Here is a 25,362-nt window from a genome sequence, read left to right as displayed (position 1 = left end):
CAAAAAGCCGATAAAACCTAAAGGTCATATTTCCATTTTCTTACTATCAAACTACACGAAAACCGCCAATCAAATATCCCTTCCGCCTATTTGAAAAGGAAAACAATATCGGGAATATTACCCTCCCGCACTTGAGGATAAAGGCGATTTATTCTAAAATAAACCGCTTCTAAAACGTTTAACTGTTTTAGCTAAAGCACGTCAGCAGCCGCCCGATGGCTATGCAACGTGTTTTTTTTCAGCCGTTTTCCAAGCAGCTCGAATTTTACGATTCAGGCCTCTAAATTCATTAAGATTACATAGGATCCTATCATGACAACCCCCGCAATCTTGGTTCTCGCAGACGGCAGCGTATTTCACGGCATTTCGGCCGGTTATCAGGGTGTTACTTCCGGCGAAGTGGTTTTCAACACCGCGATGACCGGTTATCAGGAAATCCTTACCGACCCATCTTATTGCAAACAAATCGTTACCCTCACCTATCCGCACATCGGCAATACCGGAACCAACGGAGAAGATGTAGAAAGCGATACCGTATACGCGGCAGGGCTGATTATCCGCGACCTGCCCTTATTGCACAGTAATTTCCGCAGCGAAGAAAGTTTGCAGCAATATTTGATCCGCAATAAAACCGTCGCCATTGCCGACATTGATACGCGCCGCCTTACCCGCATCTTGCGTGATAAAGGTGCACAGGCCGGTGCGATTCTAACCGGCGCCAATGCCACCGAAGAAAAAGCGCGCGAGCTGATTGCCGGTTTCGGTAGCATGGTGGGCAAAGACTTGGCCAAAGAAGTGGGCTGCAGCCAAAATTACGAATGGACACAAGGCGCATGGCAATTGGGCGAAGGCTTTGTTACGCCGTCGGAGCAGCCCTATCATGTAGTGGCTTATGATTTCGGCGTGAAAACCAATATCTTGCGCATGCTGGCTGCCCGCGGCTGCCGCCTGACCGTGGTTCCGGCCCAAACCAGCGCGGAAGACGTGCTGGCGTTGAATCCTGACGGCGTGTTTCTGTCAAACGGCCCGGGCGATCCCGAACCTTGCGACTACGCCATCCGTGCCATTCAAAAATTGCTAGACAGTAAAAAACCGCTGTTCGGCATCTGCCTTGGCCATCAGCTGCTCGGCCTTGCCTGCGGGGCGAAAACCAGCAAAATGCCTTTCGGCCACCACGGCGCCAACCATCCGGTGCAGGATTTGGATAGCCGCCATGTGATGATTACCAGCCAGAACCACGGCTTTCAAGTAGATGAAAACACGCTGCCGCCGCATGTTCGGGTGACCCATCGCTCGCTGTTTGACGGTACGGTACAAGGCATCGAGCTCACTGGCCAGCCGGCGTTCAGCTTCCAAGGCCACCCAGAAGCCAGCCCGGGCCCGCACGATGTAGCCTGCTTGTTTGATAAATTTATTGATAACATGAAAGCGGCAAAAGCCGTTTGAAAATTAAGGCGCTTGCTTCAACAACAAACCATCCGCGCTCAAACACACACATAAAAACAAAGCCTGTCTGAAAAATAATTTTCAGACAGGCTTTGTTTTAATTATCGATGCAAGGCCATATTGTCGCGGTGAATCAGCTCGTCTTCATGGGCATAGCCCAACTTCAAGGCGATTTGGTCGGACGGCGTTTGCAAAATGCGGAGGGTCTCTTCGCTGCTGTAATTGGTTAGGCCGCGGGCAATTTCTCGGCCTTCGCTGTTCAACACGGCAACCAACTCGCCGCGGTAGAAATGGCCGTTGACCCGAATGCAGCCCACCGGCAACAAACTGCCGTGTTGCTCGGCCAATGCGCGTTCGGCGCCTTTATCCACCACCACGCTGCCCACCATCTGCACATGGCCGAGCAACCATTGTTTGCGGGCGTTAATGCGGCTTTGCTCGCTGGTAAACAAGGTTCCGATGCTTTCACCTTTCAACAAACGAATCAAAACATTCTTTTCCCGCCCCGATGCAATCACGGTGCATGCGCCGCTCAAAGCGGCTCGCTTGGCGGCCAGCACTTTGGTATACATACCGCCGGTGCCGACGCTGCTGCCCGCACCGCCCGCCATGTTTTCCAATTCGGGATGAGCGGCGGAAATCCGGTGCATGAATTGTGCGGTTGGGTTCTTGCGCGGATCGCTGTCGTACAAACCTTGCTGATCGGTCAGAATAATCAAGGCATCCGCTTCAATCAAATTGGCAACCAACGCGCCCAGCGTATCGTTATCGCCCAACTTGATTTCATCGGTAGTAACGGTGTCGTTTTCATTAATTATGGGCACAATACCCTTTGCCAACAGCGTTTTCAACGTACTGCGGGCATTGAGGTAACGGGTGCGGTTGCTTAAATCATCGTGTGTCAGCAAAATCTGCGCGGTATGGATGTGGTGCGGAGCAAACGCCGTTTCGTAAGCTTGCGCAATGCCCATCTGCCCAACTGCGGCGGCGGCCTGCAGTTCGTTGACGGCGGTCGGCCGTTTCGGCCAGCCCAGCCGCTTAATGCCCTCGGCAATGGCACCGCTCGAAACAAAAACCACATCAACACCTTGCCGATTTAAAGCGGCAATTTGCCCCGCCCAATTGCTCAACGCGGCCTGGTCGATGCCCCTGCCCTCGGCCGTAACCAAACTGGAGCCGGCTTTTACCACAATGGTTTTGACACCGGCCAGATTCTCTATATTTTTCTGCATAATCAATCTTTCAGACAGGCATGGTTAATCGTGGTTTTTCGTATGCCAGAAATAGCGCCATACGAAACAAGGAAAAGCAAACACCAAGTAAAGGCACACCACCACCACATAAAATTCCCAACCTTGCGGATGCACCGAACCCGACCGGCTCTCCAACACATACGACAGCACGGCAGTCAGGCCGAAACCTGCCGCCAATTCCAGCAAATGGTGAACAAACCGCTTACGCTGAAGAGCAATAACGCCGAACCAACGCTGAGTCAGGAAAGGAGCATTGGCAAAAATCAACGCCAACAGCAGCAAAATATACATGGAAGAATTCATAAGCTTCGGTCTGATTGTTTCAGACAGGCATTATGAAGATTCAAGCCTGTCTGAAAACGATTGGCAAACACGGTTTTATCGCTACCGCAAAAACATTATCATAACAAAAACGGCAACCCCGCGGCTGCCGTTTCACACTTTTCAGACAGGCATCAAATCACCTGCTTCAAAGCATCAACACACCATTGCATCACACTAGCCGGCAACACGCCCCACAACAGCAATAAAAAGGCGTTTACAGACAGCAAACCTTTCACCGGGAAACCGCCGCCAATCGGACGATCGGTTGGCGCAGGATCAAAATACATCACCTTTACCACCCGCAGATAATAGAACGCACCAATCAGCGACATCACCACGGCAAACACGGCCAGCCACACATGATGCGTGCTCAGCATCGCATTAATCACTGTAAATTTGGCATAAAAGCCCATCATCGGCGGGATACCGGCCATCGAAAACATAGCCAGCAACATCAGAAAAGCATACCAGGCATTGCGCTGATTCAAGCCGGCCAAATCACTGATTTCCTCGCATTCATGCTCACCGTCGGAAAGCAGCATCAATACGCCGAAGCCGACCAAACCCATCACCACATAAGCAATCGCATAATACAAACCGGCCGAGAAACCAATCGCGCCCGCCATAAACGCCAGCAAAATAAAACCCATATGAGAAATGGTGGAATAAGCCAGCATGCGTTTGACATTGGTCTGCATAATGGCGGCCAGATTACCGATCAGCAAAGAAGCCACCGCTAGAATCGCCAGCATCTGCGACCAATCTTGATAAGACGTGCCCAAGCCGGTTACCAAAATGCGGAACGCAAACACAGTTGCCGCCACTTTCGGTGCCGTACCCACAAACGCAGTAACGGAAGTCGGCGCTCCGTGATACACATCGGGCACCCACATATGAAACGGCACCGCGCCTAATTTAAACGCTATGGCCACCACGATAAACACCACACCCAGCTTCAGCAACCAGCCGTTTGCCTGACTGTCATAAGCCGTTGCCAATACCGTAGCGAATTCCAACGAACCGGTCGCACCATAAACCATCGAAATACCATACAACAACAACCCGGAAGCCAGCGCACCAAGCACGAAGTATTTCAACGCAGCCTCGGCCGAGCGCCCCGAATCGCGGCGCAAGGCGATCATGGCATAAAGCGAAAGCGACAATAATTCAAGGCCGATATAAGCCGTCAGGAAATGCCCCGCGCTGGCCATCACGCTCATGCCCATCAAAGCAAAAAGCGACAAAGTATAAAACTCGCCTTTAAACATTCCGCGCGTCTGATTGTAAGGCTTCGCATACACAAACACGGCAAACAAAGCGGCATACATCACCATCTTGGATAATTGCGAAATACCGTCTGCAATATACATTCCGCCAAACGTCGCCACACTGTCGGGCGACCATACCTTCCATTGCACGGCCGCCGTTACCACAAGCGCCAGCAGAGCCAAATAATGCGTGATATGGCGCTGGCTGTCTTTCAGCCACAAATCCACCAGCAACACGATGCCCAATGCCGAAAGCAACACAATCTCAGGCATGGCAGGGATTAAATTCAAATCAGTCCAATTCATTCTCTCATACCTCAAATTTTGCTTTGCGCCACTTGCACAATCAAATCGTTTGCCGCCTGATGCACCACTTCAATAAAGGCATTCGGATACAAACCCATTCCCAACACGGCAATCGCCAGAATCGCCAAAATCGCAAATTCGCGGCCGTTGATGTCTTTCAACTCTTTCACTTCCGGATTGGTAATCTCACCGAAAATAGTCCGCTTATACATCCACAGCGTATATGCTGCGCCATAAATCAGCGTTAAAGCAGCCAAAGCGCCGACCCAGAAATTAACCGCCACCGAGCCCATAATCACCATAAACTCACCCACGAAACCCGAAGTAGCAGGCAAGCCGGCATTCGCCATCGCAAACAGCATCATAAAGGCCGCGAATTTCGGCATCACATTCACCACGCCGCCGTAATCAGCGATATTGCGCGTGTGCAAACGGTCATACATTACACCGATACACATAAACATCGCGGCAGAAACAAAGCCGTGCGAAATCATCTGAATAATCGCACCTTTCAGTGCCCAAGCATTTTGCTGTCCGTTTAAAAACAGAAACAAACCCAGCGTAACAAAACCCATATGGCTAATCGACGAATAAGCCACCAGTTTTTTCATATCGGTTTGCACCAAAGCCACCATACCGATATAAATCACCGCAATCAGGCTCAGCACGATAATTGCCGGCGCAAAATAACGCGAAGCATCAGGCAGAATCGGCAGGATAAAGCGCAAGAAGCCATAAGCACCGACTTTCAGCGTAATCGCCGCCAACACCATCGAACCACCGGTAGGTGCTTCCACGTGGGCATCAGGCAACCATGTATGCACCGGCCACATCGGCACTTTCACGGCAAACGACAGGAAAAAAGCGATAAACAACAGCTGCTGCACGCTCAACGGAATCTGTTTCAAATTCTGGAAATCCGCAATGGCAAAACTGCCGCCGGTCTGATACGACAAATAAACCATCGCCACCAGCATCAACAACGAACCCATCAGCGTATAGAGAAACAGTTTGACCGAAGCATACACACGGCGCGGGCCGCCCCACATACCGATAATCAGGTAAAGCGGAATCAACATGCCCTCGAAGAACACATAAAACAGAATCGCATCCTGCGCAGCAAACGCACCGTTAATCAAGCCCGACATAATCAGAAAGGCCGCCATATATTGCGCCGGACGCTTCTGAATCACTTCCCAGCCCGCCAATACCACCATCAGCGTGATAAACGCATTCAGAATGATAAACAGCACTGAAATACCGTCTACGCCGAGTGCGTAGTGGATATTAAGCGCGGGTATCCACGAATGGAACTCGGTAAACTGGTAGCCTCCGCTCAAACGGTCGAAACCGGTAAACAGCGGCAGTGTGACCAAAAAGCCCGCCAGCGCACCGAGAAAGGCCAAAATGCGCGCCAACGGCGCACGGCTGTCTGATCCCGTTGCCAGAACCAATATGCCGGCGACAATCGGCACCCAGATTATCAAGCTGAGTAGGTTGGTTGAAAACATAGTTATAACCTGTGGTTAAAATAAAATGGTTGGTTTGTAGATTTATCTTCAAGTTTAGGCAGCCTGAAACTTCTACGACTGTCTGCCCTCAAGAGGAGAATGCTAAGAAAAGTGCTTTTGGGCCCTTAACCTTATGCTCCCTATTATTTTCAACTAATGTGAAATTTCGTTTCAAACGATCTATCTATTATGGTGGATTAACCTAGTCAATCTTTACTGAAATAATCAATAGCACGCATAATCTCTTCAATCTGCCCTGTATTTTTTTCAGACATTGCCTGATGTAACAAGCCTGCCAAAATAATTGCTCTTGTCTTTTCTGGCACTACACAAGGTGCCAAAACACCTCGCGATATAGGGAAATTTCTCCAATGAATACCCAATGCTTTTGAAGGCTTTCCTCTATTTTTATGGTCATATTGCCCTATAATAAAAATTAATCCATTATCTTGAGAATTTTCCTTATCTCGATAAATTTCCTTTGTCTCTCGCCAATAAGAAATAATTTTCTCACTCATATATATTCCTAAACAGTATTAATGAATAAATATTGAATCCATCACTTCACAAACAGCCCCCAGAAAAATGCCACAATCAGCACCAACACGCCGCTTACCATGGCGGCAGCGTAAGTATAGATAAAGCCTGTCTGCATTTTGCGTACTTGGGCGGCAACTGCACCGACGGCTTTGGCTGATCCGTTAACGATGCCGTTATCAATGATGGCAGTATCGATGGCTTTCCAGAAAAAGCTGCCCAATGCGCGGCTGCCTTTGGCGAAGACACTGAAATAAAGCACATCAAGGTAATATTTGTTTTCAAACAAAACGTAAATCGGGCGGAACGCGGCGGCGATTTTGGCCGGCAGTTGCGGTTTAACGATATACAGGAACCATGCGGTTACAACACCGGCAATCGCCAGATACAATACCGGAGAATGCAGGCTGTGCGACACCATAGCCAGCGGGCCGTGGAATTCTTCTTTCATATGGTGCATGACAGGGTGGGCTTCGTTGTTGACGAAAATCACACCTTTGAAGAAGTCGCCGTACAGCAGCGGTTCAATCGCGATGTAGCCGATAATCACGGAAGGGATAGCCAGCAGCACCAACGGCAGGGTAACCACCCAAGGGCTTTCGTGCGGGTTGTCTTTCGGCGACAAGCCGTGATGATGACCGTGATCGTCATGCGCATCATGACCGTGATGGTCGTGTTTCACTTCGCGCCAGCGTTCGGGGCCGTGGAAAACGATAAAGTATTGGCGGAAGGCATAGAATGCAGTCACAAACACACTGGCAAGCACGGCAAAGTAGGCAAAGCCGCTGCCCGGCAGATGACTGGCTTGCGCCGCTTCGATAATAGAATCTTTAGAATAGAAGCCAGCGAAAAACGGAGTACCAATCAGTGATAAATTGCCCAGCAACATGGTAATCCAAGTAATCGGCATGTATTTTTTCAGGTTGCCCATATTGCGCATGTCTTGGTCGTGGTGCATACCGATAATCGTGCTACCGGCAGCCAGGAACAATAAGGCTTTGAAGAAGGCGTGTGTCATTACGTGGAACATGGCCACGGAATAGGCGGAAGCGCCCAGCGCAACCGTCATATAACCGAGCTGCGACAAGGTGGAATACGCCACAACGCGCTTGATGTCGTTTTGAATGGTGCCGAGGAAACCCATAAACAGAGCGGTAATCGCACCAATCACCATAATGGTGCTGAGCGCGGTATCGCTCAATTCATACATCGGCGACATGCGCGACACCATAAACAAACCTGCGGTTACCATGGTTGCAGCGTGAATCAATGCGGAAATCGGCGTTGGGCCTTCCATCGAATCGGGCAGCCACACATGCAACGGAAATTGAGCGGATTTACCCATCGCGCCGACAAACAGCAGCAAACAGGTTACCGTCATCAACGACCATTCCACGCCGGGGAAAAGCTGGATGGTGGCGTTTTGCACGTTCGGCAGGTAGGCAAACACGTCTTGATAGCGCAGGCTGCCGCCGAAATAAGCCAACACCAAGCCGATACCGAGCACAAAACCGAAGTCGCCGACACGATTAACCAAGAATGCTTTCAAGTTGGCGAAAATGGCAGTCGGACGTTTGAAATAGAAACCGATCAACAGATAAGACACCAGACCCACTGCTTCCCAACCGAAGAACAGCTGGATAAAGTTGTTGCTCATAATCAGCATCAACATGCTGAAGGTAAACAAAGAGATATAACTGAAAAAGCGTTGATAGCCGACTTCTTCATCGTGCATATAGCCTATGGTGTAGATATGCACCATCAGCGATACGCCGGTTACCACCACCATCATCATCGCGGTCATGCTGTCGACCAAAAAGCCGACGGAGAAATCCAGCCCGCCCATGGTCAGCCAAGTGTAAACGTTTTCGTCAAACCGGCTGCGTGAACCGTCGATAAAGCCCCACAGCACATACCCCGACAGCACGGCCGAAATCGCTACGCCGAGAATGGTGGCGCAATGCGCACCAGCCCGGCCTATCTGATTGCCAAACAAACCGGCCAGCAAGCAGCCGGCCAGCGGCATCAGCGCAATGGTGAGATACAAAGTCATATCAGTCATTTTATTAACCTTATCAAACTTAATCTTGTTTCAGACGGCTCATCAAAACGCGCCGTTCGGGTAGGGTTTCTTCGTGTTGCTTTACTGCCTGAACGGTTTTCAGACAGGCATTTTTTTGGCTTATTACAAGGTTTCCGCTGCTTTTCGTATTGCCTGTTCAAGATAACCGGCCTTAACAGCTTCAAAGCGGCCGCCGTCAATATCCAGCGTACGGCACTCATTTCCTGCGCAAACTCCTTCGCAAGGGTTGCTTCCTGCTGTGGCATCCAACCAAGTTTCCAACGGTTTGCCCTGAATCCAGATGCGATTAGATTCGGTGGGCGAACGCTGAAATTCTGCTTCGGTCATCGCTGCCATTTCTAATTCCAGCACAATTCCCTGCTTCAACAGCACAGGCCGTAATGTCTCGACCGCTTGTTTCATTTCTGCTTCCGTATCGGAGCACCGGTTACAGGTTTGCTTTTTGTCATCCAACACGCGTTGCCAACGAATATTGAGTGTTTTCATAGCCTATTTCCGTATGTTTCAGACAGGTATTTATTATGCGTATGCTTACCGAAGCTTTTCTAAAAACGGGTTATAAGCGATTTCCCACAAGAAGCCGTCAGGGTCAGCGATATAGCCGCTATAACCGCCCCAGAAAACTTTTTGCGGCTGTTTCACAATCTCAACACCTTGCTTGGCAAACTGTTCAAATAAGGCATCAACTTCATGCTCGCTGCCTACATTGTGCGCCAGCGTAAAGCGTGGAAAACCGTTACATGATTCAGCCGATACCTGAGCATCTTTCGCCAGCTCATTTCTGGCAAACAAAGCCAGCATTAACGCATTGCCTGTCTGAAAAAACGCAATATTATCGTTACTATTTTTATCCAGCTGCCAACCGAATACGTCTTGGTAAAAACGGCGTGAGGTATTTAAATCGGCAACCCCAAAAGTGATGAAATTGATATGCTGTTCCATTGCTCTATTCTCCTCATTCAATCTACACCGACTTACCTTAATCTATTACCCGTATTATTTAGGTTTTCAGACAGCCTTACTTCAAACCGATATAAATCGCCACCTGCCCATCGGTACCATATTGCTCATAATCCACCAGATAAGCACGCTGCAATTCGCCTGCTTCTTCCAATTGCCAGATTTGCTGCCATGTTTGCACAATCTGCTCACGGGTGGTTGGGAATACGCGGTATTCGGTTTGCGGCAAGCTAAGCGCGCTGGTTTGCTCGGTTGGATTTTCGGTGGCAACGCTTAAGGTGTAATCGCCTTTGTAATTCGATTGGTATTGGTGATACACGCCGTAAACATTTCTGCCCTGCCCGAATAAATCGGCTGATTCCTGCCATAGCCGACCGATTTTCGCCATAATTTCAGGTTCATTAAAATTATTGGTTTGGGTGCTACGCACCAAATATAACGTTTTCGGCATAAGTCATCATTTCTGTTGCACAGCTTGAGCGTCAATCACGCAAATCGGATGATTGCCCGGATTGCGGCCACCGCCCATATCAAGACAAGTGTCGTCATACAGATAGCTTTGGAAGCTCATGCCTGCGTAAAAAGCAGCTGCAATCACCACTACACTTATCACGATATTTTTAACTGACAAACTCATCATCATTTCCTTTTTAATGATTTCAATCCAATGGGAGACTAACCTTTCAAGCTGTCCAAATCCTGTACATTGATGCTGTTTCGATTGCGGAACACCAACACCATAATCGCCAAACCGATGGCAGACTCTACGGCAGCTACGGTCAATACGAAAAATGCGTGTTTTTTCTTTTTGTTTTTCAGGTAGCCTTGGCCTGGTAAAGCTGCAAACGGCAGACAGTATCATCACTCAACGCGGCGGCGGTATGGCGCACATTCGGTTTCAACAGGGTCTGCTGGTGCGCGGTATCAAAGATTTCTTCGTACACCGCGTTACCCTGTCCGTCATAGGCGCAGAAGCGAAACGATCCTGCCAGCACTTGCAGCCGCGCATAGGTGCCGACTTGGGCAATCTGCTGCGGAAACTGCGCCGCCGTCCACTCGGGCAATTCTTTGGTGCAGACATAAGCTGTCATTTCGTCTGCCGCAATAAAGCAGTCTTCGTGCCTCATTTTTTCAACCTTTCAAGCTGTCCAAATCCTGTACGTTGATGCTGTTCCGATTGCGGAACACCAGCACCATAATCGCCAAACCGATGGCAGATTCTGCGGCAGCCACGGTCAAGACGAAAAACACGAAAATCTGACCGGCGGTATCGCCCAAATATTGGGAGAACGCGATGAAATTGAAGTTAACCGCCAGCAGCATCAATTCAATCGACATCAGCAAAACCAGCACGTTTTTACGGTTCATAAAAATGCCCATGGCGCTGATACCGAACAGCAAAGCAGCCAACACCAAATAATGCGTAATCGTAATCATGCTTTGCCCTCCTCTTGTTTCTGCTCGCCTTCGGCTGCCTCTTCTTCAACGGCAGTCGGCTGTTGCACCACGGCTTCCATTTTCACCATGCGCAAACGGCCTTTTGTGGCATCAACCTTAACCTGATCGGCAGGGTCGATATATTTCGGTTTTGCCGTTTTACGGTGCACCAGCGCAATCGCTGCAACCATACCCAACACCAGCAACACGGCAGCCAGCTCAAACGGCAATAAGTAAGTGGTATAAATCTGTTTACCCAAATCGCGCACATTGCTGTAATCGGCGGGAATGTCTTTCATCGGACCGAATGCCGCCAGATTGGTATCTGGCGCGACCATAATCATAATCAGCACAACGGCCATCAGCACGCCGACCACCGCCGCCACCGGCGCATTACGCCAAAAACCGGCACGCATCTCTTCGATGTCGATGTTCAGCATCATCACCACAAACAGGAACAGCACCATTACCGCGCCGACATACACCACCACCAACGTGATGCCGAGAAATTCGGCCTGCATCAGCATCCACATCATCGCGCTCATACAGAAAGTCAGCACCAGATACAGCGAAGCGTGCACCGGGTTTTTGGCCGTAACCGTTTTCAGCGCACCGAATAAAATCACGGCGGCGAGAACGTAAAACATGATTAATGAAAAAGTCATAGACTCCGCTCTTTCTTAGTTTTCAATCAATTCAATCAGCTGTTGCGGGAACCGGATGAATAATATCGATTCCGAAATAGATTTTCAGACAGGCTTCCAATGCCTACCTGAACAGGTTTTCAGACGGCCTTATTTTTCATGCCATCCGTTTTAAACTTTTTCTTTCAGGTAACGTTAGGTTAGGCCCTCTCTATCTTTCAATGCCTGCCTGAAAAGCCTGTATTGCCGCCCATACCATTTCAGGCTGCTCTTTTATCGCTTCGTGAGTGGCAAACGGTACGTTCATCAGATGTACATCGGGCAGTTCGTTTTTCAAAGCCACCCAATCCGACAACGAGTAAAGAAAATCCGCTTCGCCGCGTATCGCCAACACAGGAGCCTGAATCCGACCCATATGCTCGTTTGGATAACCGTTTTCGCCCTCGTCCAACCACATTGTTTTTAACGCGTCTGTCAGCTTGGCCAAATCAGCTTGCGGGTTCTGCGCCTGATACGCCGCTGCCTGCTCGGGCATATTTTCCTGAACGAAATTCGCGTCCATTGCTTTAAACATCGACCGCACAGGAAGCAGCTGGTCTTTATGCCAAGATGCGCCAACGGTAATGATGGCTTCAACATTATTATCCGCAGCACCGATTTTATAGGCCGCGGTGCCGCCGTCGCTAAAACCAAACAGGCTGTATTGCTCAATGTGCAAATCTTGCAAAATACGGCGGGCATCATCGGCGATTTGCGCATAAGTCAGCACGGCGTTACCCATGGTTGACTGGCCGTGCCCGCGGGTATCAATCGCGACGATGCGATAATGCGCCTGCAAACGCGGAAGCAATGCGGCAAAGTCGTTTATCGAGCCAAATCCGCCGTGCAACAACACCATCACGGGCGCAGATTGCAAACCACCGATTTGATAATGTAAACGGGCACCTTGATAGTCAAAGTAATATGATTTCATATCCGTTTTCTCTTCCCAATTCGGTTTTCAGACGGCCTTTTCTGCTCTGAATCGTAAGAAGCAAAACCGCTTCAATTCAATGCTGCCGGCAAACACGCAGCGCTTGACATCCATTTACTGAAACAATTCGTAAGCCGCGTAGGAAATGGCCGCTCCACCTATCAACAACCACACAGCCAAAATACCCGCCATCAGCAAAGGTTTGATTCCGGCCTGCCGCACACTTTGCCAGCGTGTGGTTAAGCCTAAGGCGAACATCGCCACGGTCAGCAAAAAGGTGTCGAAAGCCAATATTGCTTGATGAACAGCTGGCGACATATTAGTCCAAACACTGTTCACGCCTACCATGGCTAAAAATCCAAAGGCAAACCACGGAATCACCACGCCGCCGTGCGCTTCTTCGTTGGCTTTATTAAAATGCTTCATTACCCATGGCAACACCAACAAAAACGGGGCCAGCAACATCACGCGTATCATTTTGGTAATCACGGCGATGTCGGCCACCACCGGATTCACTGCCGTTCCTGCCGCCGCCACCTGCGCCACTTCGTGCACCGTGCCGCCGGTATAGAGCCCCCAGCCGAACCATGCTGAAGCCGAAGCATCATGCGGCAGCAACGCCGCCGCCATCAACGGGTAAACAAACATGGCTACGGTCCCGAACACCACCACCGTTGCCACTGCTACGCCAGTATCATGTTCCTTCGCATTCAAAACCGGCTGCGCCGCCAGCACCGCCGCCGCACCGCAAATGGCGCTACCCGCACCAACCAAAGCAGAAGTATGGTTATCCATCTTAAAACGCTTGCCCAACATCATGGCCAGCCAGAAAGTGGTGCAAACCACCGCCACATCGGTCAACAAAGCCGGCCAGCCGGCATGAGCTACTTGGGTCAGCGTAATCCGAAAACCGTATAAAATAATGCCCAAACGCAACAGCTTCGCTTTGCTGAACTGCACGCCTTCAATCAAATGCATCACATGCCTCGGCGGCACGATATTACCCAACACAATGCCAACCACAATCGCCAAAGTAAGCGGGCTGATGCCGGCGCTCACTAAAGCGGGCAAAGCCGCCAGTTTGACACATCCCCAAGCCACAACAGCCAGCGGTATGAGCTCTATCGCAATTCGTGCATACAACTTATTCTTTGTCATTAACGTTCTCTCCTGATGGACCTTTGTATTCCGTTCAACAGCAACGGTCATTTTTTAATGGTTTGTTATCCGAAAATCACTGTAAGAATATATTGTTTTTATGCCATACGGCAGGTTTGTAGAAACCGGCTTACGTTTTATTTTTACTTTTTAGTTAACGATACGGCGCATCTGCCGCTTTACGCTTGGCAATTTCGGCTTCGTATCGGTCGCCGATGGCCAGCAACATCGGTTTGGTATAGTGCAAATCACCGCGTTTCTCGCCGTGATACTCCAGAATATGAGTTTCTACAATCGCATCGGTCGGGCAGGCTTCCTCGCAAAAGCCGCAGAAAATGCACTTGGTCAGGTCAATATCGTAGCGCGTGGTGCGGCGGGTGCCATCTTCACGCTGTTCGGATTCGATATTAATCGCCATCGCCGGGCACACCGCTTCGCATAATTTGCAGGCGATGCAGCGCTCTTCCCCGTTCGGATAACGCCGTTGTGCGTGCAAACCGCGGAAACGTACCGACTGCGGCGTTTTCTCTTCGGGGAACATAATGGTGTCTTTGCGGGCGAAAAAGTTTTTGAGCGTTACGCCCATGCCTTTTACCAATTCGCCAAGCAGGAAGGTTTTTACTAAATTAGCCATATTCATTACCCTTATTGTAGGGATTGTGTCGGATTAAGTGGTTATTCGGAGGTTTCAGAAACTAATCTGAAACACATATTCTTCTCAGATTTACAGCCTGGGCTGCTTTTCATTCAATCAAGCCACGCGCGCTATTGCCAAACGCTTTTCAGACAGGCTTTCAATATTTATCTTTAATGCTGCGAACCAATATCACGATCCGCTTCATCGCCTTGCAACAAGCGGGTCAACTCGTCGCACAAGCAAATTTTTCCATCTTTATCAAATACAAATTGGGCGATAACCTGAACCGCAATGCGACTGCCATCGTTTTTCACGGCACGAACAATATGATTGCTAAACACCGTATCGCCCTCTTCCACCAAAGCAAGGAACTCGGTCTGCGAGGAATGAATATGCTGTTTCTGCAATTTCATATGCGCGATGAATGCAGCCAAATCCAGCGTTTTACCATCCACTTTCTGACAATAATCTTCGGCAAACAACCGCATGATTTCAGCCTCGTCAACACGATCACCGCCGACAATATTCTCAAAAATATGACGTAAAACCTCTTTTTTACCCATGCTTTTGCTTTCGAATCATTTTCAGGCAGCCTTATCAATGCATGTCTGAAAACACATCATTTTGGCCGACTGAAATCTCATCGAATTTCAGACAGGCATTACTCTCTCTGCTATTCCTCTAATTATATTGTCTTGCTTACTTCATCTCTAACAACACATAACCTTGCTTTCGAAATTCGGCGGGCGTATTTTTTCCAATCTTAGCGCATAAGCGCTCACCGCATTTCACAATATCAGTCTGCTGATACATTTGTAGGTTTTCCGCGCTTACTTTATTGTCATTAATGATTTTTCCGTAATAAGCCCCCAACCATAATGCAACGCCTATCACACACACCAAAGCAAAAGCCGACAAATAGCCTATTTTCATCAACACCGAGCGGCTGGCAGCATTCAACCGTTTCTCCGCAATAACTGCGAATTTAGCAAACTCCTGCATTTCCGCTTTCAAATCCGCCAGCTGCTTTTCAAAATCAGACAGGCCTTTTTGCCCGCCTTCTGCAATTTCTCGTCTAAGATCATCCGAAACCTTCCCAACCTCAAACGACACTTCTTCGGCCACCAAGCGATTGATTTCCTGCAGCCGCAATTCCATCTGATTAATGCCTTCGCGCTGCAAGGCCAGAGCTTCCCTGCTTTGATTGGTCAGCTCTTTATGCAAAAGCGCAATATTGGTCATGAATTTCTGCAACTGCTGTTCGTTCATGTATGAACCCTTAATTTACAGACATCCGCCCGTCAACTCATACTGATGCCGCGCGAATGGCTTTGTTGTTGTTTTTCCATTTCCCGCTGGTGCTCTTCCTGTAGGAAGACCTGCTCCGTCTGCTTGATTTGGGCAAACTGTTCATGCTGCATCGAAGCAGCGGCGCCTCTTTCTTCCACCGATGCCATTCTCAAGTCTGGTGAGCGGTCGCCTATCTGTATTATGCCGTCTTGAATATCCATCATCGATACGCTTCTCATTCCACTGGCGTAAGCTGCGGCAGTCAAGGCCGTGGCTTGGTTATCCAATTCCCAGCTACGGGTGCGGATATGATTATCCTGATAATGATTTGCCAGCAATTCCCTGCTTTCGTGAAACAGCTTTTGCGCCTGATCTGGCATATCATTCCAAGAAAACCGTTTAAAATGATTCGGCAGCAGCTCGTTTCCCAGCTCGGGGTTTTGCCGCAGCAGCATTGCCGTTTCTGCTTCCGATTGCTTTTGCACCATCGCTATTTGCGGCAAGTCAAAAAAATTTTCTAAAGCTTTGCCGTCTCCCGCACGCAAGCCGCTCAGCAGCTTGTCGGTTTCGGCGAGGAAACTGTCGAAATCATCCGCTGAAGCCGTCGGAACACCATTCGGAACACCATATTGATGTTGCCATTCTTCGGCTTGAGTTGTCACAATCGCCTTGGCAATGCTTACCTTATCCACCCATTGTTGGGCAGCTTCCTGGTCGCTTTTATCAACTCTAACATGAGTGCCTAGTGCCCTCTGGGTATCCAATCCGAGGGCACCAGAGTGGGTATCCATAATGAGATTACCCGCCCTATCGAAGTCAAGGTGTCCGGTAGCATAACGCCCTACCCGCTCATAAAGCTCATTACTAACCATCCAGCTATCCATATAGTCGCCTTCGGTTTTCATCATCCCCTGCCACAATTCTTCCTGCTTCTCTTCTCCTTCGTATTTGCCGACCAGCTGCATCGGGATTTCCAGCGTCCAGTTATTAATATCTAATTTATGTGCTTCAAAAACTTGTCGATGAAAATTACGGGCCTCTTTAAACTTAACATCAGTTCGGGTTTGCCCATGCCCCAGCTTGACATGCACCTCCAATACATTCAAATAGCCCCTCGCCATTTCGATGCGGATGCTGTCCAGCTCCTGCTCACTCAATTCACGGCCGGCTATATTTTTCAGATAGCCTACCGCCGACCTGCCGGTAAGCGAACCGCTAAATAAACCCGCCTCGGCTACCCCTTTCGCCCAGCCGGCATAGCCGTATCCCTTCTGTTGCAGCTCGCTGTAAACGCGAACAGTACCTTCCACGCCATGCTGTTTAATATCATCGCGATAGCGTTGAATATCTTTTTGTGTAATCGTTTGCGGCATCTGCTTATCTCCTGATTAATGTGTGGCGGGGTCTTGTTCGGCAGCCTTAACAAAGCCCATCACCATCTTCAGCGCCTCCTGCTCAATGCGTTGCCAGTCGTATAAACGGTGGCGGTTATAAAGCATATCAAAGGTTACCTGTATTTTGTCTTTCACCACAAAACGGTGAGAACATGGCGGATTAGGTACATCCAGCTTATTAGAACATTTGATATAGCTGCGTACATGACCTGCTTTATCCCGCCCGATAAACAAATCCTTAGAATCACTATTCTCCAAACGCCACGGCTGTCCGGTTTTCGGATTCTTGCCCGGCACAACATATCTTTCCAAACCGTATTGCGTTTCCGGTATCCGAACATAAACATAGTCTGGCAAAGTAGGTTTGGCTTTCAAATCATCGGCCAGGGTGTCATCTAAAAAATTGTTATGCTGCACATAATCGTTATTACGTTCTACACCAACCAACACCCACGGCTTACCTGAAATCTTTTGCTCCGCATAAAAATCTTTATCATCCCGTATATCCCGCGTTATCCCCTTTTCATAGTTCAGCTCAAAACCAAAACCGTCCAGCTCAGAAGCATAGGTACGCGGCGGTGCTTTGTAGGTTTTCCATTCCTCCGCAAACATCGTCGGCGTATCAATATAAGATACATCCTGTACCTTATAAAACGACATCCTGACCTTCCGACCGCCAAGTGTGCCGATAATATCCGGCGACGGTTTGGGCTTCGTTCCCATATAGTAGGGCGTTACCGGCTTGTCAGCATGCCCTTTCGACTCCGACTTCTGCGGCGTGCAGGCCGTTGCAACGGCTGCCGTAAAAACAGTTGCCAAACTGAATAATATGCCTTGCCTACGGTTCGGGTAATACATAGCGTTTATCCTGTTTTATCTCGCAGCGGGATTTTATTTTGCTAAAACGACACCAAACCTATTTCCACAAACTCCACGGCGAAATCATCCACAAGCCGTAGAACACAATCGCCACAAAAGTAATCGGTATCAGCACTTTCCAGCCCAAACGCATGATTTGGTCGTAGCGGTAACGCGGGAAGGTGGCGCGAATCCACAGGTAGCCGTACAGTACGAAAGCCATTTTGGCAAACATCCATATCGCACTTGGTGCTCCGATGATGCCCCAGCTATGCGGAAAAGGAGAGAGCCAACCGCCGAGGAACATAATCGATGTCAGCGCGCCGATCAGAATCATGAAAATGTATTCGGCCAAGAAAAATAAGGCGAACGCGAAGCCGGAATATTCAACGTGGAAACCGGCCACGATTTCAGATTCACCCTCGGCCACGTCAAACGGTGCGCGGTTGGTTTCGGCTACGGCGGAAATCAGGTAAACGATAAATACCGGAAACAAAGCAAACCAGTTCCAAGAGAAAATGGAACCGCCGGCAATGCCTTTGGCTTGAGCGGCAACGATGTCGTTGAAATTCATGCTGCCTGAAACCATCACTACACACACCAGCGCCGCACCCATGGCGATTTCGTAAGAAATGGTTTGGGCGGAAGAACGCATGGCGCCGAGGAAGGCGTATTTTGAGTTGGATGCCCAACCTGCGATGATAACGCCGTAAACAGAAAGCGATGTAATCATCAAAATGTAGAGCAAGCTGGCATCTACATTAGTCAGCAGCCATTTGTCGGAAAAAGGAATTACCGCCCATGCCGCAAACGATGGTGCGAGCGAAAGCATCGGACCGATGTAAAACAAGGCTTTATTAGAAAGCTTCGGACGGGTTACTTCTTTAAACAGCAACTTCAATACGTCGGCAAACGGCTGTATCAAGCCCCAAGGGCCGGTTACATTGGGGCCGACGCGTAACTGCATAAAGCCGATTACTTTACGCTCGAAATAAGTCAGATAGGCAACGGTTAGAATCAGCGGGATAAGGATAATCACGATTTTCACGATTATCGACACAATCAATCCAACGTCATTGCCAAGTGCCCCCATGCCTAGGGTGGCGGAAAACAGGGTTTGGAACCATTCCTGCATGATTTAAGCCCTTCCTAACTCTATGCTGTTCATCAAACCGCCCAATGCGGCATTGGCCGTATGCAGCGGCAGATGGACGACGTTTTCAGGCAGCGTTTCATCTGCCTTAACAGTCAGCACAATGCTGCCACCGTTTTGTGTGGCGCGCACTTGGTCGCCGTCGAGCAAGCCGAGTGCGGCCAAGGTAATCGGGTGTACATGTGCGGCTGGTACTGCTGCATGGCTGGTGGCTTGCAGCGGAGCCGAACGGCGCACGATGGCATCGGTATGGTAAATGCCGACGCCGCCGACACGCACCAGTTTGGCGGCCGATCGCGTACTCGCGCCCTGCCAGTTGCTGTGATTATTCAGTTTTTCAGACAGGCTTTCTTTATCAACCGCTTCTTTCAGCACTTGCTCACTGCTGTCGAACTCAAAACCGTCCAACTCGAATACATTACCAAGCACGCGCAACACCTTCCACAACGGACGGCTGTCGGCAAAGCCTTTAACCACGCCATGGAACGATTGCAAACGGCCTTCCATGCTAATAAAGCTACCTGAAGTTTCGGTAAACGGCGCAATCGGCAGCAACACGTCACATACTTCGCGCAAGGTTTCGCTTTCATAAGGCGTAAACGCCATCACGCTTTGCGCTTGTTTCAAGGCTGCCACGGCTTGCTCGCCGCCGGCTACGTCGATTTCCGGCTCGACATTAAACAGCAATACCGCTTTTTTCGGCTGCATCAGCATTTCTTTAATACTTTGGCCGCTGTTCACTTGCAAAATATCCGCGCCGACGCTGTTGGCTGCCTGAGGCAAAATACCCAACTTCGCACCGGTTGTAGCCGCTAGTTTCTGCGCAGCTGCATACACGGCAGCGTAGTCAGGATGATTTTGCACTTCCGCACCCAACAGAATAGCGGCATGTTCTGCATTTTTCAGGCTGCCTGAAACGGCTGCTTCGCCGTCTCCTGCCAAACGGTTCAGATAGTCTGCCCATTCGTTCGGATGGCGCATTTCATGTGCCAATAAAGGCATATGCAGCTCTTCCTTGTTGCTGGCAACAATGCTCAAAGCCATGCCGCCTTTTGCCGCGCGGCGCAGACGGGCGGTCAACAAAGGTTGCTCTTTACGCAGATTGGCACCTAGCACCAATACCGCTTCGGCATTAATCAAATCCTCAATGCTTTGACCCAACCATTGCGCACCTTGCAAGCTGCCGTTCAAGCGGTTGTCCTGCTGTTGCAGGCGAGTATCGAAATGTTTGATATTCAAGCCTTGCGCCAGTTTTTTGGCCAAATACAATTCTTCAACCGTATTAGCAGGGTTGGCCCAAATGCCGATTTGTTCTTTACCGTCTTCTTTGCCGATGCAATCCAAAGTTTTGCGCACATATTCGAGCGCGGTTTGCCAATCAACATCGTGCCATTCGCCGCCATGTTTGATTTTCGGTGTTTTCAGACGGCTTTCGTGATAAAGGCCTTCATAGGCAAAACGGTCGCGATCGGAAATCCAGCATTCGTTAATTGCTTCATTTTCCAACGGCAACACGCGACGCACGGTATGCTCTTTGGTTTGCACAATCAGATTACTGCCTAGCGAATCATGAGCGGAAACGGTTTTGCGGCGGCTCAACTCCCACGAACGGGCATCGTAGCGGAACGGTTTGCTGGTCAGCGCGCCAACAGGGCAAAGATCAATCACATTGCCCGATAATTCGGTTTCCACCGCTTTGCCGATAAACGGCATGATTTCGGAGAATTCGCCGCGGTTGGCCATGGCAATTTCCTGCATACCGGCGATTTCTTCAGTAAAGCGCACGCAACGGGTACAGTGGATGCAACGGCTCATTTCTGCCGCCGACACCAACGGCCCCATGTCTTTGCCCACTACCGAACGTTTTTCTTCGGTATAACGGCTGGAAGACTTGCCATAGCCGACAGCCAAGTCCTGCAACTGGCATTCGCCGCCTTGGTCGCAAATCGGGCAATCCAACGGATGGTTGATCAGCAAAAATTCCATCACGCCTTCCTGCGCCTGTTTGGCTTTGGCAGAATGCGTGTGAACAATCATGCCGTCGGTTACCGGCGTGGCACAGGCAGGCAGCGGCTTAGGCGCTTTTTCTACCTCTACCAAGCACATACGGCAGTTGGCGGCAATGGAAAGTTTTTTGTGGTAGCAGAAATGCGGGATGTAAGTACCCAGCTCGTGCGCGGCCTCCATGACCGTTGCGCCTTGCTTTACTGCAATCTGTTTACCATCGATTTCGATTTGTAACATGGTATGTTCCTAGTTACGGGATATTAAAATTCTTCAGAACAGGCTTTCAGACGGCCTTATTCCAGTTTTATTTTCAGTTTCGGCTTGCCCTGCTTATAGCAGAGAAAATCGTTTAATCAATCTGAGCCTGCTTGCAATCCTTGCAATACCTGCATGGCCTGAGCCGCCTGCTCGTAGGGTACAAAAATATGGTCGTGGTAATTGCCCGCCACCACATTGCAACTAATGCCCGCTTGCCCTAGCACAGCAGAAAACGCAGCAGTAAACCCACGGCAGACAAGTCGGAATGCACATTCAGCGTAATCCACGCCGCCCGAAAAGCATTTTTCAAGCCGTATCTTTTCGCATTTTGCTCATTCAACACCACCGACAAACCCTCATGTTCACGTATAAAGGCAACTGTCTCATTCAAGGGTAATGCGCTGTTTTCAGGCAAAGTAGCAAAATAATAGGCGCCCTCATTTAACACCGGCTGCATGGTGCGCAGTAATTCATCCAATGCTTTAATGGGCTGATTCATACTTATTTCACACCTATTGCACTATCCGAACCGAGCATAAGCCGCCTAACACTATTGATTATTTGGCGCAGCTGCCTGTTTTCTCGCCGGTCTGCACGGAATAAATATCACAATCCTGTGCAAACGCCAGCTTGCCTCGATAGTGGCTATTGCGGATGGCTTGGGCGGTGGCAGGCTGTACGTGCTCGGTTCTATTCATAAAGTGCGACAACACCATGCTGCGCACATTCGCTTCCGAAGCAATCCGACCGATTTCAGACGGCATCATATGCAGCTTCAGCGCAACGCGGTCGGTGCTGCCTTCCGGAATGGCATTGTGGGCAATAAACAAATCCGCATCTTTGGTAATCTTGTCTAAAGTGCGACCCATATTGCTGGTTCCGCTTGAAAACACAACCGCGCATCCGTCTTTCTCAATCCGCCAGCCCAAGGCAGGAATAATGCTGTGCGTTACCGGCACCGCGCTAATCTTAAAACCGCCTTCTTGAGCAGAAAACACTTTAGGCTGGCTCACATCTGAGGCTACCGTAGTTGGTTTCAGCTTGAACGACTCGCTGCCGTCTAAAAAACCCGATAAATACGAGTAGGCACCGTTTGCACCAAACAAACGTTCCAAATATTGCTGCAGACTCGGAACCACTCTGTTGCCGGCAGGGCCGTAAATCGGCAAATCACGGGTACGATCGGAGAAAAAAGACCCTTTCACCAATGCAGGCAAATCATTGACATGATCAACATGGAACTGGCTCAACAAAACCGCCTGTAAATCTTCAATTTTGGCACCCACTCGCTCGAAGTTCAGCGACGTACCCGAACCGAAGTCCACCAAAACCTTCGCCTGCCCGTTTTCACGCAGCAGATAGCTGACGGAAGCGCGCTTATCACTTAATTCCGGCCCGCCGGAACCAAGCACCACCAAGTCCAGATTCGGATTGTGACAAGTTGTGGCTGCCTGAACGGTTGCGGACAAGAAAAATACAACAGCTAGGGTAATTGGTTTCCATTCAAGCTTCAAAGATTTTTTCATTTTAATATACAATTCAATAAGTTAAAAAATAAAACTTACTTTATTTAGGGTAAAAATTAATTTCCAAATACTTCAAACTGAAAATTTATATTTTAAATTAACTTCCCTAAGTTTTTTGAAGCAAAAAGCATTCAAACTGCTTCCTTAAAAATCGCTTGCATTTATATCTTTGGAAATTTACTTACGCCCACTACAACTTTACTAGGGAGCCTTTTTTCTTCCTCTTCCAGTGAATTCCTTCTGCATCTCTAAACGATATATCTCCGACAGAACGATGACTAGTCGAGGTAACTGGTTTTGGAGATGGATTTAATTCACTTAACAATTTTGCATCTCCCCATGCATCTGAACTTTTACAAGAACTTCCCTCCGTTATTGGAACAAAATCTATAAAGCCGCTATCTGGTGACTTAGCCTGACAATAAAAAATCCCTACTGGCAAAAAATCTAACTTTAGTGGTACTGCTGTTTTCTTATCAGCCTGACACTGGGCACTTATACATAAATCATAAACAGGTTCTTCTGATAAATTCTGCACAACTATTCCGACATGACGCCATTTTTTATCATTATTTGGTTCTTTAACATCTGCAACCCAAGCTGAGATTTTTGACGCTTGCGTTCTTCTTTGACTCTCAATATCTTCCTGACGCAACCTTTTAGCTTCTTTTCCAGCTATAACGGCAAAAAAAAGCGCTACACTCGAAACTATTACATTAAACACTTCTGAAATATTACCTAACCAACTTGTCCAATCCATTAAAAAACCTTTTTAATGAAATTCCAAAAACTCTCAACACCACCGATGCACTTTCTCCGGCCCGCCGTGCTCGATATAGTATTCAAACTCATGACGGAAATGTTTGGTAAAACTGCGCACGGGGAATACGGCAGCATCGGCAAGTGCGCAGATGGTGCGGCCGGCCATATTGTTGCCTATGCTATCCAGCAGTTCCAAATCCTCGGGTTTGCCTTTGCCGGTGGCAATACGGTGGACGATGCGGTAGAGCCAGCCGGTACCTTCACGGCAAGGCGTGCATTGGCCGCAGGATTCTTCATGATAGAAATAACTCAAACGTTCCAATGCCTTCACCATGCACACGTCTTCATCCATCACAATTACCGCGCCGGAACCAAGCATCGAACCGGCTTTGGCAATGGAATCGTAATCCATGTTCAATCCCATCATAATCTCGCCCGGCAACACAGGTGCGGAAGATCCTCCGGGAATCACGGCTTTAAGCTTTTTACCGTTTCTCATGCCGCCGGCCATCGCCAGCAATTCGGCAAACGGCGTGCCGAGCGGCACTTCATAGTTGCCCGGGCGCTCAATATGACCGGAAATGGAAAACAGCTTGGTGCCGCCTGCATTTTCAATGCCTTGATCGGCAAAGGTTTTACCGCCGTCACGAATGATAAACGGCACGGAAGCAAAAGTTTCGGTATTGTTGATGGTAGTGGGCTTGCCATACAGGCCGAACGAGGCCGGGAAAGGCGGTTTGAAACGCGGCTGGCCTTTTTTGCCTTCCAACGATTCGAGCAATGCGGTTTCTTCGCCGCAAATGTAAGCGCCGTAGCCGTGTGCAGCAAACAGTTCGAAATCAAAACCCATGCCCATAATATTTTGACCGAGAAAGCCTGCTTCGCGGGCTTCGGCCAGCGCAGCTTCAAACCGTTGGTAGCCTTCAAAAATCTCGCCGTGAATATAGTTATAGCCGGCTTCCGCACCCATGGCATAGCCTGCGATAATCATGCCTTCAATCAGTGCATGCGGATTGAAATTGATGATGTCGCGGTCTTTGAACGTACCCGGCTCGCCTTCGTCGGTATTGCAGACAACGTATTTTGCCCCCGGGAAAGAACGAGGCATAAAGCTCCATTTCAAGCCGGTCGGGAAGCCCGCACCACCACGACCACGCAGACCGGATGCTTTCACTTCGGCAATCACGTCGTCTTGCGACATGTTTTCGCTCAGTATCTTGCGCAACGCGGTATAACCGCCGCGCGCCTGATAGGCCGCGAGCGTCCAGCAGTCGGGCTGGTGGGTGTCCACTTGGTCAAAAATGACGCCTGATTGGTAAATAGCCATTTGTTTGCCTTGTTCGGTTAACTCTTTAAATCTGTTTTAGTTTTTTCTTTCCGGCTATCTTTGCCGGGCCTGCATTGGTGTTATTTTTATTGCCAGGCTACCTGAAACAGCCTGTTTTCAGACAGGCTCGAATTTATACGCTGCCTTCTTTTTCAATTACCCAAATCTGTGCTTCGCCTGGCAAGTAGGCAACATGTTTAGCGCCGATGCCAGCAAAGAAAATATCGCCAGTTTCAGCCGAATCACTTTT

Annotated in this window: 28 protein-coding genes and 2 pseudogenes; 1 reads left to right on the top strand and 29 read right to left on the bottom strand. The window is 49.2% G+C overall.

Annotation, left to right across the window (positions count from 1 at the left end; genetic code table 11):
• Positions 1-312: 312 nt before the first annotated feature.
• Positions 313-1,446, top strand: coding sequence for a glutamine-hydrolyzing carbamoyl-phosphate synthase small subunit (gene carA / locus Q4A84_RS03090; RefSeq protein WP_303087466.1), 1,134 nt, complete (start codon positions 313-315; stop codon positions 1,444-1,446).
• A gap of 101 nt (positions 1,447-1,547) precedes the next feature.
• On the opposite strand, the gene proB is transcribed toward carA, so the two are convergent.
• The 29 genes and pseudogenes from proB to Q4A84_RS02945 form a co-directional block, all read right to left on the bottom strand.
• Entirely contained in the window at positions 1,548-2,678 is a 1,131-nt protein-coding gene (proB, locus tag Q4A84_RS03085; protein ID WP_303087465.1) for a glutamate 5-kinase, read from the bottom strand.
• Between the two features lie 24 nt (positions 2,679-2,702).
• Positions 2,703-3,002 carry a DUF2818 family protein gene (locus Q4A84_RS03080; protein ID WP_303087464.1) on the bottom strand — a complete coding sequence of 100 codons (300 nt, stop codon included), beginning with the start codon at positions 3,000-3,002 and terminating at the stop codon, positions 2,703-2,705.
• A 152-nt stretch (positions 3,003-3,154) separates the two neighbouring features.
• The gene (gene nuoN / locus Q4A84_RS03075; protein ID WP_303087463.1) at positions 3,155-4,597 is read right to left on the bottom strand and encodes an NADH-quinone oxidoreductase subunit NuoN; all 1,443 of its coding nucleotides are present in this window, start codon (positions 4,595-4,597) and stop codon (positions 3,155-3,157) included.
• 11 nt (positions 4,598-4,608) lie between these two features.
• Positions 4,609-6,108 (bottom strand): NADH-quinone oxidoreductase subunit M, encoded by a 1,500-nt coding sequence (locus Q4A84_RS03070; protein ID WP_303087462.1) that lies wholly within the window; start codon positions 6,106-6,108, stop codon positions 4,609-4,611.
• 206 nt (positions 6,109-6,314) lie between these two features.
• Positions 6,315-6,626 (bottom strand): hypothetical protein, encoded by a 312-nt coding sequence (locus tag Q4A84_RS03065; RefSeq protein WP_303087461.1) that lies wholly within the window; start codon positions 6,624-6,626, stop codon positions 6,315-6,317.
• Between the two features lie 41 nt (positions 6,627-6,667).
• On the bottom strand, positions 6,668-8,707 hold the full coding sequence (gene nuoL, locus Q4A84_RS03060) for an NADH-quinone oxidoreductase subunit L (RefSeq protein ID WP_303087460.1): 2,040 nt from the start codon (positions 8,705-8,707) through the stop codon (positions 6,668-6,670).
• Positions 8,708-8,830: 123 nt separating this feature from the next.
• A complete protein-coding gene (locus Q4A84_RS03055; protein ID WP_303087459.1) occupies positions 8,831-9,214 on the bottom strand; it encodes a DUF2703 domain-containing protein in 384 nt (127 codons plus the stop codon).
• 45 nt (positions 9,215-9,259) lie between these two features.
• Complete coding sequence (locus Q4A84_RS03050; RefSeq protein ID WP_303087458.1) at positions 9,260-9,670, bottom strand: VOC family protein; 411 nt, start codon at positions 9,668-9,670, stop codon at positions 9,260-9,262.
• 76 nt (positions 9,671-9,746) lie between these two features.
• A complete protein-coding gene (locus Q4A84_RS03045; protein ID WP_303087457.1) occupies positions 9,747-10,139 on the bottom strand; it encodes a GyrI-like domain-containing protein in 393 nt (130 codons plus the stop codon).
• Between the two features lie 6 nt (positions 10,140-10,145).
• Complete coding sequence (locus Q4A84_RS03040; protein ID WP_303087456.1) at positions 10,146-10,325, bottom strand: hypothetical protein; 180 nt, start codon at positions 10,323-10,325, stop codon at positions 10,146-10,148.
• Between the two features lie 38 nt (positions 10,326-10,363).
• Positions 10,364-10,480: pseudogene (locus Q4A84_RS03035) on the bottom strand (NADH-quinone oxidoreductase subunit K); the annotation flags it as partial.
• Positions 10,481-10,503: 23 nt separating this feature from the next.
• On the bottom strand, positions 10,504-10,815 hold the full coding sequence (locus tag Q4A84_RS03030; protein WP_303087455.1) for a DUF1971 domain-containing protein: 312 nt from the start codon (positions 10,813-10,815) through the stop codon (positions 10,504-10,506).
• A gap of 4 nt (positions 10,816-10,819) precedes the next feature.
• Positions 10,820-11,125, bottom strand: a complete 306-nt coding sequence (nuoK, locus tag Q4A84_RS03025) for an NADH-quinone oxidoreductase subunit NuoK (protein ID WP_303087454.1) — start codon at positions 11,123-11,125, stop codon at positions 10,820-10,822.
• Entirely contained in the window at positions 11,122-11,790 is a 669-nt protein-coding gene (locus Q4A84_RS03020; protein WP_303087453.1) for an NADH-quinone oxidoreductase subunit J, read from the bottom strand. The genes nuoK and Q4A84_RS03020 overlap by 4 nt, the downstream gene beginning before the upstream one ends.
• Positions 11,791-11,980: 190 nt before the next feature.
• Positions 11,981-12,742 (bottom strand): alpha/beta fold hydrolase, encoded by a 762-nt coding sequence (locus Q4A84_RS03015; RefSeq protein ID WP_303087452.1) that lies wholly within the window; start codon positions 12,740-12,742, stop codon positions 11,981-11,983.
• A 114-nt stretch (positions 12,743-12,856) separates the two neighbouring features.
• A complete protein-coding gene (locus Q4A84_RS03010; protein WP_303087451.1) occupies positions 12,857-13,900 on the bottom strand; it encodes a YeiH family protein in 1,044 nt (347 codons plus the stop codon).
• 154 nt (positions 13,901-14,054) lie between these two features.
• A complete protein-coding gene (gene nuoI / locus Q4A84_RS03005) occupies positions 14,055-14,534 on the bottom strand; it encodes an NADH-quinone oxidoreductase subunit NuoI (RefSeq protein ID WP_303087450.1) in 480 nt (159 codons plus the stop codon).
• A 173-nt stretch (positions 14,535-14,707) separates the two neighbouring features.
• Positions 14,708-15,100, bottom strand: a complete 393-nt coding sequence (locus tag Q4A84_RS03000; RefSeq protein WP_303087449.1) for a nuclear transport factor 2 family protein — start codon at positions 15,098-15,100, stop codon at positions 14,708-14,710.
• Positions 15,101-15,236: 136 nt separating this feature from the next.
• On the bottom strand, positions 15,237-15,806 hold the full coding sequence (locus tag Q4A84_RS02995; RefSeq protein ID WP_303087448.1) for a hypothetical protein: 570 nt from the start codon (positions 15,804-15,806) through the stop codon (positions 15,237-15,239).
• Positions 15,807-15,838: 32 nt separating this feature from the next.
• Positions 15,839-17,200 (bottom strand): hypothetical protein, encoded by a 1,362-nt coding sequence (locus Q4A84_RS02990; protein WP_303087447.1) that lies wholly within the window; start codon positions 17,198-17,200, stop codon positions 15,839-15,841.
• 15 nt (positions 17,201-17,215) lie between these two features.
• Complete coding sequence (locus Q4A84_RS02985; RefSeq protein ID WP_303087446.1) at positions 17,216-18,079, bottom strand: hypothetical protein; 864 nt, start codon at positions 18,077-18,079, stop codon at positions 17,216-17,218.
• Positions 18,080-18,137: 58 nt separating this feature from the next.
• Positions 18,138-19,214, bottom strand: coding sequence for an NADH-quinone oxidoreductase subunit NuoH (nuoH, locus tag Q4A84_RS02980; protein WP_303087445.1), 1,077 nt, complete (start codon positions 19,212-19,214; stop codon positions 18,138-18,140).
• 3 nt (positions 19,215-19,217) lie between these two features.
• On the bottom strand, positions 19,218-21,476 hold the full coding sequence (gene nuoG / locus Q4A84_RS02975) for an NADH-quinone oxidoreductase subunit NuoG (protein WP_303087444.1): 2,259 nt from the start codon (positions 21,474-21,476) through the stop codon (positions 19,218-19,220).
• A 116-nt stretch (positions 21,477-21,592) separates the two neighbouring features.
• Positions 21,593-21,721 (bottom strand): ACT domain-containing protein, encoded by a 129-nt coding sequence (locus tag Q4A84_RS02970; protein ID WP_303087443.1) that lies wholly within the window; start codon positions 21,719-21,721, stop codon positions 21,593-21,595.
• Positions 21,715-21,996: an ACT domain-containing protein gene (locus Q4A84_RS02965; protein ID WP_303087442.1), complete on the bottom strand. Its 282-nt coding sequence runs from the start codon at positions 21,994-21,996 to the stop codon at positions 21,715-21,717. Before Q4A84_RS02965 ends, Q4A84_RS02970 begins: the two co-directional genes overlap by 7 nt.
• 58 nt (positions 21,997-22,054) lie before the next feature.
• The gene (locus tag Q4A84_RS02960) at positions 22,055-23,023 is read right to left on the bottom strand and encodes an MBL fold metallo-hydrolase (RefSeq protein WP_303087441.1); all 969 of its coding nucleotides are present in this window, start codon (positions 23,021-23,023) and stop codon (positions 22,055-22,057) included.
• Between the two features lie 190 nt (positions 23,024-23,213).
• Positions 23,214-23,783, bottom strand: a complete 570-nt coding sequence (locus Q4A84_RS02955; RefSeq protein WP_303087440.1) for a hypothetical protein — start codon at positions 23,781-23,783, stop codon at positions 23,214-23,216.
• Positions 23,784-23,816: 33 nt separating this feature from the next.
• Positions 23,817-25,112, bottom strand: coding sequence for an NADH-quinone oxidoreductase subunit NuoF (gene nuoF, locus Q4A84_RS02950; protein WP_303087439.1), 1,296 nt, complete (start codon positions 25,110-25,112; stop codon positions 23,817-23,819).
• 133 nt (positions 25,113-25,245) lie between these two features.
• A pseudogene (locus Q4A84_RS02945) lies at positions 25,246-25,344 on the bottom strand (cupin); the annotation flags it as partial.
• Between the last annotated feature and the right edge of the window lie 18 nt (positions 25,345-25,362).

Origin of the sequence: Neisseria sp., assembly GCF_030527965.1 — a bacterium.
Taxonomy (GTDB): Bacteria; Pseudomonadota; Gammaproteobacteria; order Burkholderiales; family Neisseriaceae; genus Neisseria.
Note: the sequence above shows the minus strand (reverse complement) of the source record. Positions and strands in the feature narration are given on the sequence as shown.

Excerpts from the sequence above, each read along its gene's own strand:
- nuoF (WP_303087439.1), bottom strand. The coding sequence starts at position 25,112 with ATGGCTATTTACCAATCAGGCGTCATTTTTGACCAAGTGGACACCCAC.
- carA (WP_303087466.1), top strand. The coding sequence starts at position 313 with ATGACAACCCCCGCAATCTTGGTTCTCGCAGACGGCAGCGTATTTCAC.
- Q4A84_RS03065 (WP_303087461.1), bottom strand. The coding sequence starts at position 6,626 with ATGAGTGAGAAAATTATTTCTTATTGGCGAGAGACAAAGGAAATTTAT.
- Q4A84_RS03015 (WP_303087452.1), bottom strand. The coding sequence starts at position 12,742 with ATGAAATCATATTACTTTGACTATCAAGGTGCCCGTTTACATTATCAA.
- Q4A84_RS03040 (WP_303087456.1), bottom strand. The coding sequence starts at position 10,325 with ATGAGTTTGTCAGTTAAAAATATCGTGATAAGTGTAGTGGTGATTGCA.
- Q4A84_RS03010 (WP_303087451.1), bottom strand. The coding sequence starts at position 13,900 with ATGACAAAGAATAAGTTGTATGCACGAATTGCGATAGAGCTCATACCG.
- Q4A84_RS02960 (WP_303087441.1), bottom strand. The coding sequence starts at position 23,023 with ATGAAAAAATCTTTGAAGCTTGAATGGAAACCAATTACCCTAGCTGTT.
- Q4A84_RS03030 (WP_303087455.1), bottom strand. The coding sequence starts at position 10,815 with ATGAGGCACGAAGACTGCTTTATTGCGGCAGACGAAATGACAGCTTAT.
- Q4A84_RS02985 (WP_303087446.1), bottom strand. The coding sequence starts at position 18,079 with ATGTATTACCCGAACCGTAGGCAAGGCATATTATTCAGTTTGGCAACT.
- nuoH (WP_303087445.1), bottom strand. The coding sequence starts at position 19,214 with ATGCAGGAATGGTTCCAAACCCTGTTTTCCGCCACCCTAGGCATGGGG.
- Q4A84_RS02955 (WP_303087440.1), bottom strand. The coding sequence starts at position 23,783 with ATGGATTGGACAAGTTGGTTAGGTAATATTTCAGAAGTGTTTAATGTA.
- Q4A84_RS02965 (WP_303087442.1), bottom strand. The coding sequence starts at position 21,996 with ATGAATCAGCCCATTAAAGCATTGGATGAATTACTGCGCACCATGCAG.
- Q4A84_RS03080 (WP_303087464.1), bottom strand. The coding sequence starts at position 3,002 with ATGAATTCTTCCATGTATATTTTGCTGCTGTTGGCGTTGATTTTTGCC.
- Q4A84_RS02990 (WP_303087447.1), bottom strand. The coding sequence starts at position 17,200 with ATGCCGCAAACGATTACACAAAAAGATATTCAACGCTATCGCGATGAT.
- Q4A84_RS02995 (WP_303087448.1), bottom strand. The coding sequence starts at position 15,806 with ATGAACGAACAGCAGTTGCAGAAATTCATGACCAATATTGCGCTTTTG.
- Q4A84_RS03045 (WP_303087457.1), bottom strand. The coding sequence starts at position 10,139 with ATGCCGAAAACGTTATATTTGGTGCGTAGCACCCAAACCAATAATTTT.
- Q4A84_RS03070 (WP_303087462.1), bottom strand. The coding sequence starts at position 6,108 with ATGTTTTCAACCAACCTACTCAGCTTGATAATCTGGGTGCCGATTGTC.
- nuoG (WP_303087444.1), bottom strand. The coding sequence starts at position 21,476 with ATGTTACAAATCGAAATCGATGGTAAACAGATTGCAGTAAAGCAAGGC.
- Q4A84_RS03055 (WP_303087459.1), bottom strand. The coding sequence starts at position 9,214 with ATGAAAACACTCAATATTCGTTGGCAACGCGTGTTGGATGACAAAAAG.
- nuoI (WP_303087450.1), bottom strand. The coding sequence starts at position 14,534 with ATGGCTAATTTAGTAAAAACCTTCCTGCTTGGCGAATTGGTAAAAGGC.
- nuoL (WP_303087460.1), bottom strand. The coding sequence starts at position 8,707 with ATGACTGATATGACTTTGTATCTCACCATTGCGCTGATGCCGCTGGCC.
- Q4A84_RS03000 (WP_303087449.1), bottom strand. The coding sequence starts at position 15,100 with ATGGGTAAAAAAGAGGTTTTACGTCATATTTTTGAGAATATTGTCGGC.
- nuoN (WP_303087463.1), bottom strand. The coding sequence starts at position 4,597 with ATGAATTGGACTGATTTGAATTTAATCCCTGCCATGCCTGAGATTGTG.
- nuoK (WP_303087454.1), bottom strand. The coding sequence starts at position 11,125 with ATGATTACGATTACGCATTATTTGGTGTTGGCTGCTTTGCTGTTCGGT.
- proB (WP_303087465.1), bottom strand. The coding sequence starts at position 2,678 with ATGCAGAAAAATATAGAGAATCTGGCCGGTGTCAAAACCATTGTGGTA.
- Q4A84_RS03020 (WP_303087453.1), bottom strand. The coding sequence starts at position 11,790 with ATGACTTTTTCATTAATCATGTTTTACGTTCTCGCCGCCGTGATTTTA.
- Q4A84_RS03050 (WP_303087458.1), bottom strand. The coding sequence starts at position 9,670 with ATGGAACAGCATATCAATTTCATCACTTTTGGGGTTGCCGATTTAAAT.